General features: G+C 63.4%; 13 protein-coding genes and 1 riboswitch. Of the genes, 4 read left to right on the forward strand and 9 right to left on the reverse strand.

What is annotated here, in order from left to right:
- Positions 1 to 152 precede the first annotated feature (152 nt).
- Together ICL81_RS04110 and ICL81_RS04115 are read left to right on the forward strand one after the other, a co-directional pair.
- Positions 153 to 1,067: an ABC transporter ATP-binding protein gene (locus ICL81_RS04110; protein ID WP_188033690.1), complete on the forward strand. Its 915-nt coding sequence runs from the start codon at positions 153 to 155 to the stop codon at positions 1,065 to 1,067.
- Positions 1,064 to 1,945: an ABC transporter permease gene (locus ICL81_RS04115; RefSeq protein ID WP_188033691.1), complete on the forward strand. Its 882-nt coding sequence runs from the start codon at positions 1,064 to 1,066 to the stop codon at positions 1,943 to 1,945. The genes ICL81_RS04110 and ICL81_RS04115 overlap by 4 nt, the downstream gene beginning before the upstream one ends.
- A gap of 73 nt (positions 1,946 to 2,018) precedes the next feature.
- Here the strand turns inward: ICL81_RS04115 and ICL81_RS04120 are convergent, their stop codons facing one another.
- Positions 2,019 to 4,037, reverse strand: a complete 2,019-nt coding sequence (locus ICL81_RS04120; protein WP_370566841.1) for an ABC transporter ATP-binding protein — start codon at positions 4,035 to 4,037, stop codon at positions 2,019 to 2,021.
- Between the two features lie 104 nt (positions 4,038 to 4,141).
- Positions 4,142 to 4,912: a TetR/AcrR family transcriptional regulator gene (locus tag ICL81_RS04125; RefSeq protein WP_188033693.1), complete on the reverse strand. Its 771-nt coding sequence runs from the start codon at positions 4,910 to 4,912 to the stop codon at positions 4,142 to 4,144.
- Positions 4,913 to 4,989: 77 nt separating this feature from the next.
- On the opposite strand from ICL81_RS04125, the gene ICL81_RS04130 reads away from it, so the two are divergent.
- The gene (locus ICL81_RS04130) at positions 4,990 to 6,411 is read left to right on the forward strand and encodes an MFS transporter (RefSeq protein ID WP_188033694.1); all 1,422 of its coding nucleotides are present in this window, start codon (positions 4,990 to 4,992) and stop codon (positions 6,409 to 6,411) included.
- 21 nt (positions 6,412 to 6,432) lie between these two features.
- On the opposite strand, the gene ICL81_RS04135 is transcribed toward ICL81_RS04130, so the two are convergent.
- The 7 genes from ICL81_RS04135 to ICL81_RS04165 form a co-directional block, all read right to left on the reverse strand.
- Complete coding sequence (locus ICL81_RS04135; protein WP_188033695.1) at positions 6,433 to 7,335, reverse strand: endo alpha-1,4 polygalactosaminidase; 903 nt, start codon at positions 7,333 to 7,335, stop codon at positions 6,433 to 6,435.
- A gap of 10 nt (positions 7,336 to 7,345) precedes the next feature.
- Positions 7,346 to 7,876, reverse strand: a complete 531-nt coding sequence (gene ribH, locus ICL81_RS04140) for a 6,7-dimethyl-8-ribityllumazine synthase (protein WP_188033696.1) — start codon at positions 7,874 to 7,876, stop codon at positions 7,346 to 7,348.
- Between the two features lie 29 nt (positions 7,877 to 7,905).
- Complete coding sequence (gene ribA / locus ICL81_RS04145; RefSeq protein ID WP_188033697.1) at positions 7,906 to 9,165, reverse strand: GTP cyclohydrolase II; 1,260 nt, start codon at positions 9,163 to 9,165, stop codon at positions 7,906 to 7,908.
- A complete protein-coding gene (locus tag ICL81_RS04150) occupies positions 9,162 to 9,836 on the reverse strand; it encodes a riboflavin synthase (RefSeq protein WP_188033698.1) in 675 nt (224 codons plus the stop codon). The genes ribA and ICL81_RS04150 overlap by 4 nt, the downstream gene beginning before the upstream one ends.
- A 2-nt stretch (positions 9,837 to 9,838) precedes the next feature.
- A complete protein-coding gene (gene ribD / locus ICL81_RS04155; protein WP_188033699.1) occupies positions 9,839 to 10,981 on the reverse strand; it encodes a bifunctional diaminohydroxyphosphoribosylaminopyrimidine deaminase/5-amino-6-(5-phosphoribosylamino)uracil reductase RibD in 1,143 nt (380 codons plus the stop codon).
- Positions 10,982 to 11,042: 61 nt separating this feature from the next.
- Positions 11,043 to 11,189: riboswitch (FMN riboswitch) on the reverse strand.
- Between the two features lie 137 nt (positions 11,190 to 11,326).
- Positions 11,327 to 12,346, reverse strand: a complete 1,020-nt coding sequence (gene trpS / locus ICL81_RS04160; RefSeq protein WP_188023407.1) for a tryptophan--tRNA ligase — start codon at positions 12,344 to 12,346, stop codon at positions 11,327 to 11,329.
- 105 nt (positions 12,347 to 12,451) lie between these two features.
- Complete coding sequence (locus ICL81_RS04165; RefSeq protein ID WP_188033700.1) at positions 12,452 to 13,312, reverse strand: exodeoxyribonuclease III; 861 nt, start codon at positions 13,310 to 13,312, stop codon at positions 12,452 to 12,454.
- A gap of 171 nt (positions 13,313 to 13,483) precedes the next feature.
- Here ICL81_RS04165 and ICL81_RS04170 point away from each other — a divergent pair, with 171 nt between their 5' ends.
- Entirely contained in the window at positions 13,484 to 13,792 is a 309-nt protein-coding gene (locus tag ICL81_RS04170) for a WhiB family transcriptional regulator (RefSeq protein ID WP_188023405.1), read from the forward strand.
- Positions 13,793 to 13,800: the final 8 nt, after the last annotated feature.

Below are 13,800 nucleotides of genomic sequence, written 5' to 3' on the forward strand. Positions count from 1 at the left end.
CTGACGGGCATCGCGACAACACTCCCGTTCCACCTCGTGCTTGCCTGCTGCAACCGTTGACGCAATGCCGTCGACCTGCAAAACTCAAAAGAAACCGTGGTCTCGCTCCACAGGTTGGGCAAGCTCATTGCAGAACTGTCTGAAGGAGACGCGTGATCCAGGTAGAGCACCTCACGAAGAGATTCAAAGCATTCACCGCGCTCGATGACCTATCGTTCGAGGTCGCCGAGAACTCGCTGTACGCGTTCCTCGGCACGAATGGCGCAGGCAAGAGCACCGCAATCTCGTGTATGACCACGCTGCTCGGCTTCGACTCTGGCACGATCACCGTCGATGGTCTTCGTGTGGGCGCTGACGATCACAAGATTCGCGATCGGATTGGCGTCGTCTTCCAAAAGTCGTGCCTCGATCCATTGCTGACCGTCGAAGAGAACCTCCGGTTGCGGGCGAAGTTCTATGGAGTCCCAGATGCGCGGATCGATGAGCTCGCCGAGCTTGTTGGCCTCGGAGAGTTCCTGAAGCGGCGCTACGGCGTCCTTTCCGGTGGGCAGAAGCGTCGAGCGGATATCGCCAGGGCGCTCATGAACACCCCGCGCGTATTGTTCCTTGATGAGCCGACTGCTGGTCTCGACCCGCAGAGTCGCGACCAAGTGTGGCGGGTGATCAAGCGCCTGCGCACCGACTTTGGACTTACCGTCGTGCTTACGACGCACTACATGCACGAGACCGAGGCCGCAGATCACGCGCTCATTATCGACCGCGGCCGGGTGCTCGTGGAGGGCAGCCCGATGGAGCTTCGCGCGAAGTACTCGCAGCCCGAACTGACGCTGCTGCCGGCGGCGCAGACCCCTGATAGCCAGCAGACCATCCAGACGGTCCTTGAGCGCAGACTCGGCGAGCCTCGATGGAAGCAAAAGGGCGGCTCGTTTGTCACGCCGGTCCCTGACTCTGCGACCGCCCTCGAGATCCTCAACGAACTCGATGGCAAAGTGAGCGACTTCCAGGTTACGCAGGGCTCGATGGAAGATGTCTTCCTGCACTTCACCGAAAACGGAGGCGTCGCATGAACACCCTCGGCGCACTCGTCAGGCGCAACCTGCTGAGCTACACGCGTGATCGGACGGCTGTCTTCTTCTCGATGCTGTCGTCGATTCTGTTGCTGATGCTGTATTTCCTCTTCCTTGGCCAGCTGCAGATCGAATCTCTGCGCGAATCCATGCCACCGCAAACCACCGATGCTGAGATCGGTTACTTCGTGAGTAGCTGGGTCTACGCAGGCATCGTCATGATCACGACGTTCTCGACGGGTCTTGGCGCGCTTGGCATCTATATCGATGACCGGGTGTCTGGCCGGCTGGACGACTTTAGGGTTTCCCCGATCCACGAATCAAAACTGATCCTGGGCTACCAATTGTCAGCAGTGATCATTGCAACCGTGATGAGTACGCTCGTGCTTATCGTCGGTGCGGCGCTCGTGGCGATTATGTACGGCAGCATTCCCGCGTTTGGCAGCCTGTTGGCAGCCTTTGGTCTTATCGTGCTGATGTCGGTCGCGTTTGCGGCGATCTCATCGTTCGTGCTCACCTTCATCAACTCGACCGGTGGCTACACGGCCTTCAGCACGATCGTGGGAACGCTCCTCGGCTTCCTTGCGGGAGCATACCTTCCTGTTGGTCTGCTATCGACCGGCATCACAAACACCATCAACGCGTTGCCATTCTCCTGGGGTGCGATGCTGCTGCGCGAGCCGCTCGCCGGTGGCGCACTCGACGAGATGACCCATGGCATCAGCGAAGCGCGCACCGCAATCGGCGACTATTACGGCTTCACGCTCCACATCGGTGACAGCGCAGTCGAGCCGGTGTGGGCCATCGCGGGCCTTGCGATCATCGCGATCGTGTTCACCGCGCTTGGTTCGTGGCGGATCGGTCGCACCATCAAGTAGCCACCCTCGAGCACGTAAACGAATGGGCGCCGCACAGAAAACCTGTGCGGCGCCCATTCACGTAGCCGGAAGCTTACGCCTCGTCCTTCGGCACGAGCAGCTGGTGCTGCGCGAGCTCGCGGTAGAGCGGAGTCGACTCGACGAGCTCAGCATGGGTACCCTCGCCGACGACCTTGCCGCCATCGAGCACGATGATCTTGTCTGAGTCGACGACCGTCGAGAGACGGTGCGCGATGACGATGAGGGTGCGACCGGTCGAGACTGAGTCGAGGGCCTCGCGCATGAGTCGCTCGTTCACGCCGTCAAGCGACGCGGTTGACTCGTCGAGCAGCAGAATCGGGGGAGCGGTGAGCAGTGCGCGCGCGATCGCGAGACGCTGCTTCTCACCACCTGAGAGCATGATGCCGTTCTCGCCGACGGGCAGATCGAGCACCGACGAGAGCGCGGGCACGGTGCCGCGGTCGAGTTGCTCCTGCGTGCGATCCAGCAGGCCGCCAAGGTTGACGGCGCGCAGCACGCGCTCGCACGCGGCGTCGGACGCGTCGGGCGACGCAAGACGCAGGTTGTCGCGCAGGGTGCCTGCGAGCACTGGCGCATCCTGTTCGACGTAGCCCATTTGCGAGCGCAGCTCGCGGCGGTCGAGCAAGCGCAGGTCTGCGCCGTGCAGGGCGACGGCGCCAGCTGCGGGGTCGTAGAAGCGTTCGATGAGGCCAAGGATGGTTGACTTGCCGGCGCCCGAGGGGCCGACCAGGGCGACGCGTGATCCGCGCGGGACATCAAAGGTGACGCCGTGCAGCACCGGGGTCTCAACGATGGTGGCCGGGGCCGCTTCCATGTCGCGGCGGGCGCCGCGGCCCGACGAGCGCACGAGATCGCGGGCATCTGCGCGCTCGGGCGCTGCCGAGCGGTAGTTGAAGTGGACATCCTCGAAGCGGATCGCGGGAGCGGCGTCATCGCTCACGGTCGCGAGCGGGACGATTTGGCCAGTGGGTGAACGATCCGCGTCCCGTTCAGTCTCGGTCTCGAGCGCCGTGATCTCCTGGATACGGCCGAGCGCACCGAGTGCCTGGTTGACCGCCGAGATCGCGCCGAAGGCCTGGCCGAGCGGCATAACCATGAGGAACAGGAAGATGATGAACGTGACAAGCTGCGCGATCGAGATCGCACCCGACGCGACACGGTAGCCGCCGAGACCGAGCACAATCAGGAACGAGAGCTGCATCGCGAGGAACGAGATCGGCACGATGAAGGCCGAGATCTTCGCGACCTTGAGGCCGAGTGTGTACGCCTCGGTCGCGTCCTTGACGGTTGCGGCTTCTTCGCGCTCGGTCGCGCCGGCGGCACGAATGGTGCGGATCGACGAAATCGAACGATCAACCTGGGCGGCGAGGTCGCCGACCTTCTCCTGCGAGCGGGCAACAGCCGGGCGGATCTGGCCCGAAATCAGCACAACGGTGATGAGTGCGACGACGATGACCGCGAAGGTCATGCCGAACAGCACGGGATCGATGACGAGCATGCCGATGAGCGCACCCACGAAGACGAGGAGGCCGCTGATTGCCTCGACAAGGCCCTGCGTGAGGACCGCGCGCAGCAGCGTCGTATCGCTGCCCACGCGGGAGACCAGATCGCCCGTGCGACGCTGATCGAACTGCGAGATCGGCAGGTTCATGATCTTCGCGATAAGGCGCTTGCGGCTCGTGAGCACCACGCCCTCACCCATGCGCTGCAGGACGAAGTGCTGGATGCCGCTGAGGATCGCGCCAACAACGACGATGCCGGTGAGGATGGCGAGAAGGCCACCGAGGGCTTCGCCCGCCTGCACCTTGTTGATGATGAGGCCGAGCATCGGAGGCTGTACGAGAGAGGCGATCGCGGCGACGATGCCGAGTACGAGCGCCACAATGAGAAGCTTGCGCTGCTCGAAAAGATAGGGGATGAGCTCCTTGAACGAAGCGCGCGGTCCGCGCGGCTGCGACGAAGCGCTGCGGCCGGGCCTCGATGCGCCTCGACGCGAACGCTTCGACGAAGCGTTCGGTGATTCGTTGGTCGACCCGGGAGCGGTTACATCAGATGTTTCAGCCACCCCAATACTTTACGCCAGACCGCTGGGTGCGAGCCCGAGAATGACACACCTTCGTCACTCGTGACGGAAACGAGATGCGAGTTGCGTGCTGGTGCGTGGGGAGTGGGTGCTTACGCGGAGTCTTCAACGGTGTGGAAGGAGAGCCATTCGTTCCAAGTTGCTCCGAAACCACTTACGAGGGATGGGGTTGCAGCAGTGGCTGCGAGACCGAGCAGATAGAGCTCAAGATGGCGCGTGTGGATTTCAGTGGCGCGCTCAATGCTGGTCGGAAGATTTGGCCGCAAATGGACGACGCCGAGCATGAGGTCGGCCGCGGTGAAATTCTGGGGGACGTACCCGGCCTCGGCGTCGTGTGCAATGAGGGCATCGAGTGCGGATCGCAACTCGCCAGTGTTCTGCTCGATCTCGGGTGAGGTGAGCGCTTGGCGCCAAGACCCGACCGTGAGTGGACCTGTCGCCATGGTGATGTGGAGCCGAAGGAAGCGGGCCACGGCGCTCACACCTTGATGGGCTTCGACGGCTTTTGCGAGGCCGGGCGTGAGTGGCTCTGTGGCGACCACACCCGTGAGGCTTGCCCGCGCGACTTCGATCACTTCGCACAGGGCGAGTGATCGCAGCCGCAGTACGAGGTCGTCCTTGCTGGGAAACCTGCGGTAGATGCTTGCGATGCCGATTCCTGCATGCTCGGCTACCGCTGACATGGGAGCTTGCCAGCCGCGTTGGGCGAAGACCTCACGCGCTGCTTGCAGCAGGATGCGGTCGTTGTCGCGGGCCTCACGTGCGCGACCTCGGAGCGGCGCTGTTGCGGCCGCTGGCGTCTCTGATGGTGCGGAGGCTGCGGTGGGCTTGGCCGCGAGTGGAGTCCCGGCATCATCGGTCATAGTTTCCATAGTACCGAGTTCGGTGTTACTGTTTCTAATCGGAACGTAACATTCCGTTCCGAAATTGAGAGGTGAAAATGACGACGCAAACTGCTCAGATACTCGTGCCATCTGCGGCGCCCCGAGTTTCGCGCGCTGGCCTGACCCTCGCGCTCGCGTCGGCGGTGCTCGCGTTCTCAATGATGCAGACGCTGTTGGTGCCTGCGCTTCCGGTGTTTGCCGCTGAACTCCAGGTCGACAGCGCCACCGCGGGATGGATTCTCACGGCATACCTGCTCAGCGGTGCTATTGCTGCCCCGGTCATCGGGTCGTTGGGAGACCGCTTTGGACACCGTCGCATCCTCATCCTGGCGATGCTGATCTTCGTCGCGGGTGCCGCCCTCGCGGCTATTGCCACGACGTTGCCGCTGCTCCTTGCTGGTCGAGTGCTGCAGGGTGCGGCCACCGCATCATTCCCGCTCGCTGTTGCGATTGTGCGGTTGCAGCTGGTCGGAAGTGCTCAGGCGACCGCAATTGGCTGGCTGTCAGGCACGCTTGGGCTCGGGGCAGGGCTCGCACTTGTCGTCGGTGGTGCAGTGGTTGACTTCCTGAGTTGGCCCTGGCTGTTCATTGTCGGCGGGGCACTCGGTCTGCTCTCCATCGTCTTGGTGATCTGGCAGGTGCCAGGTGCAACTGTGCCCGCAGTAGATGCCCGTCCCGACTGGGCAGGCATCGTGCTGCTGGTGACAACCTTGCTGCCGCTTCTCCTCGTGGTATCACAGGGAGCGAGCTGGGGTTGGGGGTCACCTATCATCCTCGGGTTGGCCGTAGTCGCCGTCATTAGCCTGGTCGCGCTCGTGCTCGTTGAGCGTCGTGTCGCAGCGCCCCTGGTGGATCCGCGCCTGGTCACACACCGGGCGCTCGCCGCCACGAACCTGCTGACTGTCTTCCTCGGCTTCATTCCGTACGTGTTTTACGTTGGAATGCCCGTACTGTTGCAGGCGTCGCCCGCGCACGGCGTCGGCCACGGGCTCGGCGTCACCGCTACCGGTGTCGCGCTCTTGCCAGGAGCAATTCTGGTCTTCCTTGGTGGGCGGCTCACGCCCTGGCTTCTCGGCCGCATGAGCGGGCGTGGAATTGCGGCACTCGCACTCGGGGTAATGCTTGTTGGCGGCGCGGGGGTTGCGGTTCGACCCGAGTCACTGTGGGTCATCGTAGTGTTCTTCAGCCTCATTGGCCTGGGGAACGGGATTGGGTTTGCTGTTATCGCCGAACTCATTGCCGGCAATGTACCCGCGGCTGGTCTGGGCGCCGCGCTTGGAGTGAACGGCGTGCTGCGCACGGTGGGCTCTGCGCTTGGCACTCCGATCGCCACGCTTGTGCTCACCACCGTGGGTCTGACAGCTGTCGGAACGCCGGGAACGGGCACCTTCTCGGCGCTCTTCGGAGCTGCCGCCGTGGTGTCATTTATTGGCGTGATCGCTGCGTTCCTTGTGCCGAAGCCGAAGCCGAAGCGCTAAAGCTGATTCAACTCAGAGGCGTCACTGACACTTCTGGAAGCGATACCCCTTCGACCCGGGGGTCGTGAGATCGCGGTCGCGCAGCACCATCCACTTGGGAGTGCCCTGCGCCTTGCAGACCTTCGCGAAGGTGACGCCTGCGTCTCTGAGTCCCTCCGGGTACTCAATGTCGATCACCTGCGAGCCGTAGGCCTTCGTGTAGAAGTCGCACTCGTTGTATGCGCCGCACGATTCGGCGACGGCAAAGTCGAAGCCGGCCGACTTCTTCAAGGAGGCCGCATAGGCCGGCGCGTTTTTCTGACCTGCCGCGAGGCCGGCCTTGTGCGCGACCTGTACGAATGACTTCGCGAGTGCCGCGTTGTGTGACTGCTTGAGCGCCCCGTGAGAGCGCTCAAATGTGTCGAGGTTGTCGAATTCGACCGCGGCGTAGCCGTCTTTCGCGCACTGCTCGATCCACGGCTTCACGCGCTTCAAGATCCCAGCGCGCGCTGTCGCGGTCGAAGTGTCGAGGATGACTTCGTCGGGCCAGGCCGGGTCGTAGACCGGCTTGCCACCGCGCTGCAACAGCAGACTCTTCGGCCACGACTCCAGCTCGCCAGGTTGGGTCTGGAAACCGTTCACGTAGCAAATGGAATAGACGCCCTTGGCTGGCGGATCCGAACGATCACGCCCCACAATGCCGACCCCGGTCGCCGGCGTATACGCGCCGCCGAGCTGGTAGTCGGGCGTCGCTCCCTTCGGCAGCTGATCGGGAGCGGCGGTAGCGGCGGCGGCACCGGCTGTAGAGACGCCAGCGGCGTGCACTGAGTCAGACTCAGCGCACGCCGTGAGTGAGAGCGTGCACGCTACCGTGAGTGCACCCGCGGCCAGTGCGGTGGCAAGTGCTCGCCAGTGCGGTGCAACGTTGCGCGCTCTCGAATTCATGTGACCGAGCTTAGCCCTGGGGCGTGCCAGGGACGAGCCGCATTGTCGGCCCCTCGGTGCGGATGCGGCGTGCGGTCACCGCGAGGTGAAGTGCCGCCTCAGCTGCCTCCTTGCCCTTCGACTCGGGAGCGCCAGGTGCGCCTGAGCGGTCGATGGCCTGCTGCTCGTTGTCGGTCGTGAGGATGCCGAAGCCGACCGGGCGGCCGGTATCGAGCTGCACGCGGGTGAGACCGTCGGTTACAGCGTTCGCGACGAAATCGAAGTGCGGGGTACCGCCACGAATGATGATGCCGAGGCACACGACTGCATCGAAGCCGCCGCCACCCTGCTCAGCAGGGGTGAGCGCAGCCTGCGCGGCGAGAGGCAACTCGAAAGCGCCTCCCACGCGGAACAGGGTGTGATCCGCGCCCATGCCCATGATGGTCTCGTGCGCACCCTTGATGAGATCGTTCATGATCTCCTGGTGCCAGCTGCCCGCGATGACGGCGACCCGGAGGCCGGTTGCGTCTACACGAAGGTCAGGTGCTCCTGCGCCACTCATAATTACTCCTTAGAAATCGGGTCGGCGGCTTAGATCGAGTCGGGAAGCTGGTGACCCATGCGGTCACGCTTCGCGTTGAGGTAGCCGATGTTCTTTTCGTTCACACCGACGACGAGGGGGACGCGCTCTGACACGACGATGCCGTGTTCCTCGAGCTGCGCGACCTTGTCGGGGTTGTTCGTGAGCAGGCGTACCGAGGGGATCCCGAGATCAGCGAAGATCTCTGCGGCCGCGGTGTAGTCGCGTGCGTCAGCAGGGAGGCCAAGTCGCACGTTCGCGTCGAGGGTGTCGACGCCCTGCTCCTGCAGCTGGTACGCGCGCAGCTTGTTCGCGAGGCCGATGCCACGACCTTCCTGGCCGCGCAGGTAGACGACGACGCCACCTTCCTCGTGCACGCGATCCATTGCTGCTTCGAGCTGCGGGCCGCACTCACACTTCAGCGAGCCGAAGGCTTCACCGGTGATGCATTCCGAGTGGACGCGTACGAGCGCGTCCTTGCCGGGGAGCTCACCCTTGGCGTTGAGTGCGACAAGTGCGAGGTGATCCACGCCCGTGCGACGGTCGCGGTACGCAAGAGTGCGGAAGTCACCGTGCGACGTCGGCAGCAGAGTGTCAGCGCGGCGGCTGACGCGACGGCTGTGACGATCTGCGGGGGCTGGGCAGCCCTCGGGGTCGTGCTCGTTGAGGTACGCGATGAGCTGTTCGATCGTGATGACCGGCACGCCTTCGCGGTTGCCAAGCTCCACGAGGCCGGGCAGGCGCATCATCTCGCCGTCTTCTGCGACGATCTCGGCGATCACTGCGACCTCGCGCAGACCAGCGAGGCGCATGAGCTCGACGCCGGCCTCGGTGTGGCCATCGCGCACGCGCACGCCACCGTCAACTGCGCGCAACGGAAGCACGTGGCCGGGTCGGTTCACGCTCGTCGGCGACGAGTCGGGGTTCGCGAGGGTGCGCAGGGTGTGCGCGCGGTCACTCGCGCTGATGCCGGTGGTGACGCCCTCAGCCGCATCGACGGTAACGGTGTACGCGGTGCTGCGCACGTCTTCATTGCGCTCCACCATCATGGGGAGGTCGAGCTGGTTCGCGATCTCATTCGACATCGGCGCGCAGAGCAAACCCGACGACCAACGCACGGTCCACGCGATCCACTCGGGGGTCGCCAGCTCAGCCGAGAGGATGACATCGCCCTCGTTCTCACGGTTCTCGTTGTCAGCGACGATGACGGGGCGGCCGTCCTTGATCGCTGCAATCGCTTCTTCGATGGTGGAGATACCAGGGATGCTCATGAGAGGGATCCTTCGTTGGTGGTGATGGAAGAGGGAAGTTCGTGGACCGGGCGGTCGAACTGGAGCATGCGCGCGACGTGGCGGGCGATGATGTCAGTTTCGACGTTGACGCGGTCACCGGGAGTGAGCGCGCCAAGAATGGTTGCTACAAGCGTCTCAGGAATGAGCGAAACCTCAAACCATTGATCCGCGTCGCTTGCTGGCGAGATGTTTGAGACAGTGAGTGACGTTCCCGAAAGCGTCACGGAACCCTTGTCCACAAGCAGCGGAGCGAGCTCAGCGCCACTCGCGAAACGGTACGTCTTCCAGTTGTCTTCTGGCGTAATCGAGAGGAGCGTGGCAGTGCCGTCGACGTGGCCCTGCACGATGTGTCCGCCGAGGCGGGTATCGAGGCGGGCTGCACGCTCGAGGTTCACGCGGCTGCCGACCGTGAGGTCGCCGAGCGCCGACATGCGGATCGACTGCGCCATCACATCTGCGGTGAATGTGCCGCGGCCATCCGCGGTGGCACCCTGTTCGATGACGGTGAGGCAGACGCCCGAGACGCAGATGGATGCGCCGTGGGTGGCATCCGAGGTGACGAGCGGGCCAGCGATGGTGAGGCGCAGCGAGTCACCCACGGGGGAGATGTCGACGATCTCGCCGATTTCCTCAATGAGTCCGGTGAACATGATCAGTTCTCCTCTGTGTTGGTGGTCAGCGCGGCGGTGACGAGGAGGTCATCGCCAAGCTGTGAAATCTGGGGGCGGTTGAGGCGAACGATGCCTGCCATCGACGTGATACCGAGGTCGCCGACCGCGAGCTTTTCGCCGCCGAGTAGCGCGAGAGCGACATAGACGAGCACCTCGTCTGCGAGCCCGGCCGCGATGATCGCGCTCGCAACCTTGGGGCCGCCCTCGACAAAGACCGAGGTGATGCCGCGCGCTGCAAGCTCCGCGAAGTCAGCCGCGAGGTCTTCGCCAGTGAGGCGGATCGGTGCCGCAAGACCGTGTCCAACAAGCGCCGGATGATCCAAGATCTTCGCCCCAGCCGGAATCTCGCGCCGCCCAAGCACAACCGGAATTGGCTGCTCAGCGGCAGGAACCAGCAACGAACCATCAGCGGCGCGCGCCGTCAGCGACGGATCATCAGCGAGTAACGTTCCTGTACCCACGAGAATTGCGTCAGCCTGCGCCCGCCGAACGTGCACATCAGCGCGCGCCTCCGCGCCCGTGATCCACTGACTCGAACCGTCAGCCGCCGCGGCACGACCGTCGAGGGTCTGCGCCCACTTCACCATCACACGCGGGGTGCGGATCGCGGCCGCAGCCGCCGACTCCTCGCCATGCGACGCTGCCTGCGCGCTCGCCGCAGCTGCCCCCTGGCGGGCGAGCCAGCCGCGCAGCAATGCCTGCGACTCAGCGGCGAGGACACCGCCGGTCACGCTGATGCCGGCTGCTCGCAACGTTGCGGATCCGCCGCCCTCGGTCTCCCCGGGATCTTTCAGCGCATATACGACCGCGCCAACTCCGGCATCAGCGAGCGCCACAGCGCACGGGCCGGTGCGGCCGGTGTGGTTGCATGGCTCGAGCGTGACCACAGCGGTCAACTCGGCCATGCGATCGCGCCACTCGGCAGGAATGCGAGCGAGCGCTGATGTCTCTGCGTGCGGGGTGCCCGCACCCTCGTGCCAGCCCTCAGCGATGATGCGGCCATCGGCGTCGATGAAGACGCATCCTACCTGCGGGTTTGCGTTCTCGGCGGGGCCACGTGCTGCGATTGTGAGCGCACGCTGCATCGCATCAACGACAGTGCGTTGCGATGTCTGCTCAATCATCCGAATCCGCCATTTCTCAAGCGTGACCGGGTGCGCAGAACGCCGTCGGGGTCGCCGACGGGCTGCGTTCCTCTCATCCGGACTAAGCCCGCACACTTACGAACTACTACCGTCGGCACCGGAATTTCACCGGTTCAACACCCGCAGGATGCGAGTGCTCGCGGACTTTCACCGCCGGTTTGGAATCTCACCAACCCCGGAACACGCTTTCCACTGTAGTAGCTGCCACCTGGGAGCGGGGAAATTTCTGCCTGGAGCGGAACGCAGAAAAAGTGGCGGATCACGGGAATAAAAAGAGTGGTGCGCGAGTAACCCCGCGCACCACCCTTTGGCCAGCTGCCGATCTTAACGGCGCAGGATGCCCATCGCGTCGTATGCGCGGTTGAGCGAAGCCTGTGCGACCTCGTTCGCGCGGTCAGCCGCACCTGCGAGGAGGCGATCGAGCTCAGCGGGGTCAGCGAGCAGCTCTTCGGTGCGCGCACGCACGGGAGCGAGCTCAGCCTCGACGACCTCTGCGACTGCCTTCTTCAGGTGGCCGTAGCCGAGGCCAGCGAACTCTTCCTCAAGCGACTCGATAGTGCGGTTACCGAGTACCGAGAAGATGGTGAGCAGGTTCGAGACGCCAGGCTTTGCCTCGCGGTCGAAACGAATCTCAGCCTCGTCGTCGGTGACGGCGCGCATGATCTTCTTGGTCGTCACGTTCGACGGGTCGAGCACCTTGATGAGGCCGGCCTCGGTCTCGGCAGACTTGGACATCTTCGCGGTCGGGTTCTGCAGATCGTAGATCTTTGCCGAGCCCTTCGGGATGACTGCCTCGGGCACGACGAAGGTATCGCCGAAGCGCGAGTTGAAGCGCTGCGCGAGATCACGGGTGAGCTCGACGTGCTGGCGCTGGTCTTCACCGACGGGAACAGCGTTCGCCTGGTAGAGGAGAATGTCAGACGCCATGAGGATCGGGTAGGTGAAGAGGCCAACCGACGACGCCTCGATGCCCTTCTTCTGCGTCTTGTCCTTGAACTGGGTCATGCGGCTCGCCTCACCGAAACCGGTGAGGGTATTGAGGAGCCATGCCAGCTCAGCGTGTGCCGAAACGTGCGACTGCACGAACAGGGTCGACTTCGCGGGGTCGATGCCAGCTGCGATGTACTGCGCTGCGGTGCGACGGGTACGAGCTGCGAGCTCCTTAGGATCCTGCGGAACGGTGATTGCGTGCAGGTTCACCACGCAGAAGAATGCGTCGTAGTCCTCCTGCATCTGGGTCCACTGGCTGAGCGCTCCAATGTAGTTGCCGAGCTGGAGCGAGTCGCTCGAGGGCTGCATGCCCGAGAAGATGACGGGCTTTGCGGGGGTGTTCTGTTCAGTCATTACTGCTTCTTAATGCTCGATGTATTCGGCTGCGAAAGTTTGGTGCGATGCGATTCGCGATCCGCGCCCCACACTGTTGCGTGCGGCGCGGGAGGACGGTGCGCGTTAGATGCGGTAATCCGCGATGACGGGCGCGTGGTCTGACCAGCGGGCGTCGTACGAGGGGTAGCGGTCGACTCGGTAGTCGACGACTCGTTCAGCGAGCTCGGGGGTGACGACGTGGTAATCGATACGCCAGCCGGTGTCGTTGATGAATGCCTGCCCGCGGTTTGACCACCAGGTGTAGGGGCCGTCGACCTCACCGGCGAAGGTGCGTCCGACATCGACCCAGCCGAGGCCGGGACCCTCTGAGCCGTCAACACCGGTGACGGTCTCGCCGCGCGCGCCGAAGTAGCGGTCGAAGAATGCGCGTTCCTGAGGAAGGAAGCCCGACTTCTTGACGTTGCCCTTCCAATTTTTGATGTCGAACTCGCGGTGGCCAACGTTGAAGTCGCCCACGATTGCGACGTTCTGGTACTCATTCTCGAGTTCGGTCATACGCTTACCCATCGCCTCAAGGAACGCGAACTTTGCGTCCTGACGCGGGGTACCGACCTCGCCTGAGTGGGTGTAGTTGCTAATGACCGTGATGGTCGTGTCGCCGAGGGGGAAATCAGCCTCAATCCAGCGGCCTGACGACTGAATCGTCTCCTGCTCATCGGCGGCACCGAGGCCAATGCGGTGAGCGGTTGCAGGCACCCGGCTTGCGATCGCAACGCCCGCGCGACCCTTGATTTCACACGGATCGTGGAGCCAATGCCAACCACGTTCACCAAGGAATTCCTGCAGGTGCTCGTCCTGAGCACGTACCTCCTGGAGCGCGAGTACGTCGACGCCACTTGCGTCGAGCCACTCGCCCATGCCCTTACGGAAAGCGGCACGAATGCCGTTGACGTTTACCGATGCAACGCGCAGAAATTCAGACATGTCTGTCATTCTATGGCGCATATTGACGACACGCAGCCTCGCAAAGCCTAAGAATTCGCGAACCACGGTTTACACTTTCGGACTTGACTTATCTGAATCACAACGGTGTAATTATTGACGACCCACGATGACGTGGATCGGAAATAAGTTTTACCCGGAGGAGATGTACAGATGACGACACCAGCGCGCGCTCACATCCCGGGTGATTGGTACGTAGATCCGGTTCTGCTCGGTATGCCGGGCATCCGCCAGGAAGACGAAGTTCTTGCTTGGCAGGGTGACGCGCTCTGTGCCCAGACCGACCCTGAAGCTTTCTTCCCTGAAAAGGGCGGATCCACCCGTGAAGCGAAGCGCATCTGCGAGAGCTGCGAGGTGCGCGCTGAGTGCCTCGAATACGCTCTCGAGAACGATGAGCGCTTCGGCATCTGGGGTGGACTTTCAGAGCGCGAGCGTCGCAAGCTGCGTCGCGAAGCCATCTAATAGAAGCG

This window comes from Leucobacter sp. cx-328, assembly GCF_014530035.1.
In the GTDB taxonomy this organism is placed as follows: domain Bacteria; phylum Actinomycetota; class Actinomycetes; order Actinomycetales; family Microbacteriaceae; genus Leucobacter.

Coding starts and splice junctions, on each gene's coding strand:
- ICL81_RS04115 (WP_188033691.1), top strand. CDS start 1,064: ATGAACACCCTCGGCGCACTCGTCAGGCGCAACCTGCTGAGCTACACG.
- ICL81_RS04150 (WP_188033698.1), bottom strand. CDS start 9,836: ATGTTCACCGGACTCATTGAGGAAATCGGCGAGATCGTCGACATCTCC.
- ribD (WP_188033699.1), bottom strand. CDS start 10,981: ATGATTGAGCAGACATCGCAACGCACTGTCGTTGATGCGATGCAGCGT.
- trpS (WP_188023407.1), bottom strand. CDS start 12,346: ATGACTGAACAGAACACCCCCGCAAAGCCCGTCATCTTCTCGGGCATG.
- ICL81_RS04130 (WP_188033694.1), top strand. CDS start 4,990: ATGACGACGCAAACTGCTCAGATACTCGTGCCATCTGCGGCGCCCCGA.
- ICL81_RS04165 (WP_188033700.1), bottom strand. CDS start 13,312: ATGTCTGAATTTCTGCGCGTTGCATCGGTAAACGTCAACGGCATTCGT.
- ribA (WP_188033697.1), bottom strand. CDS start 9,165: ATGAGCATCCCTGGTATCTCCACCATCGAAGAAGCGATTGCAGCGATC.
- ribH (WP_188033696.1), bottom strand. CDS start 7,876: ATGAGTGGCGCAGGAGCACCTGACCTTCGTGTAGACGCAACCGGCCTC.
- ICL81_RS04135 (WP_188033695.1), bottom strand. CDS start 7,335: ATGAATTCGAGAGCGCGCAACGTTGCACCGCACTGGCGAGCACTTGCC.
- ICL81_RS04170 (WP_188023405.1), top strand. CDS start 13,484: ATGACGACACCAGCGCGCGCTCACATCCCGGGTGATTGGTACGTAGAT.
- ICL81_RS04125 (WP_188033693.1), bottom strand. CDS start 4,912: ATGACCGATGATGCCGGGACTCCACTCGCGGCCAAGCCCACCGCAGCC.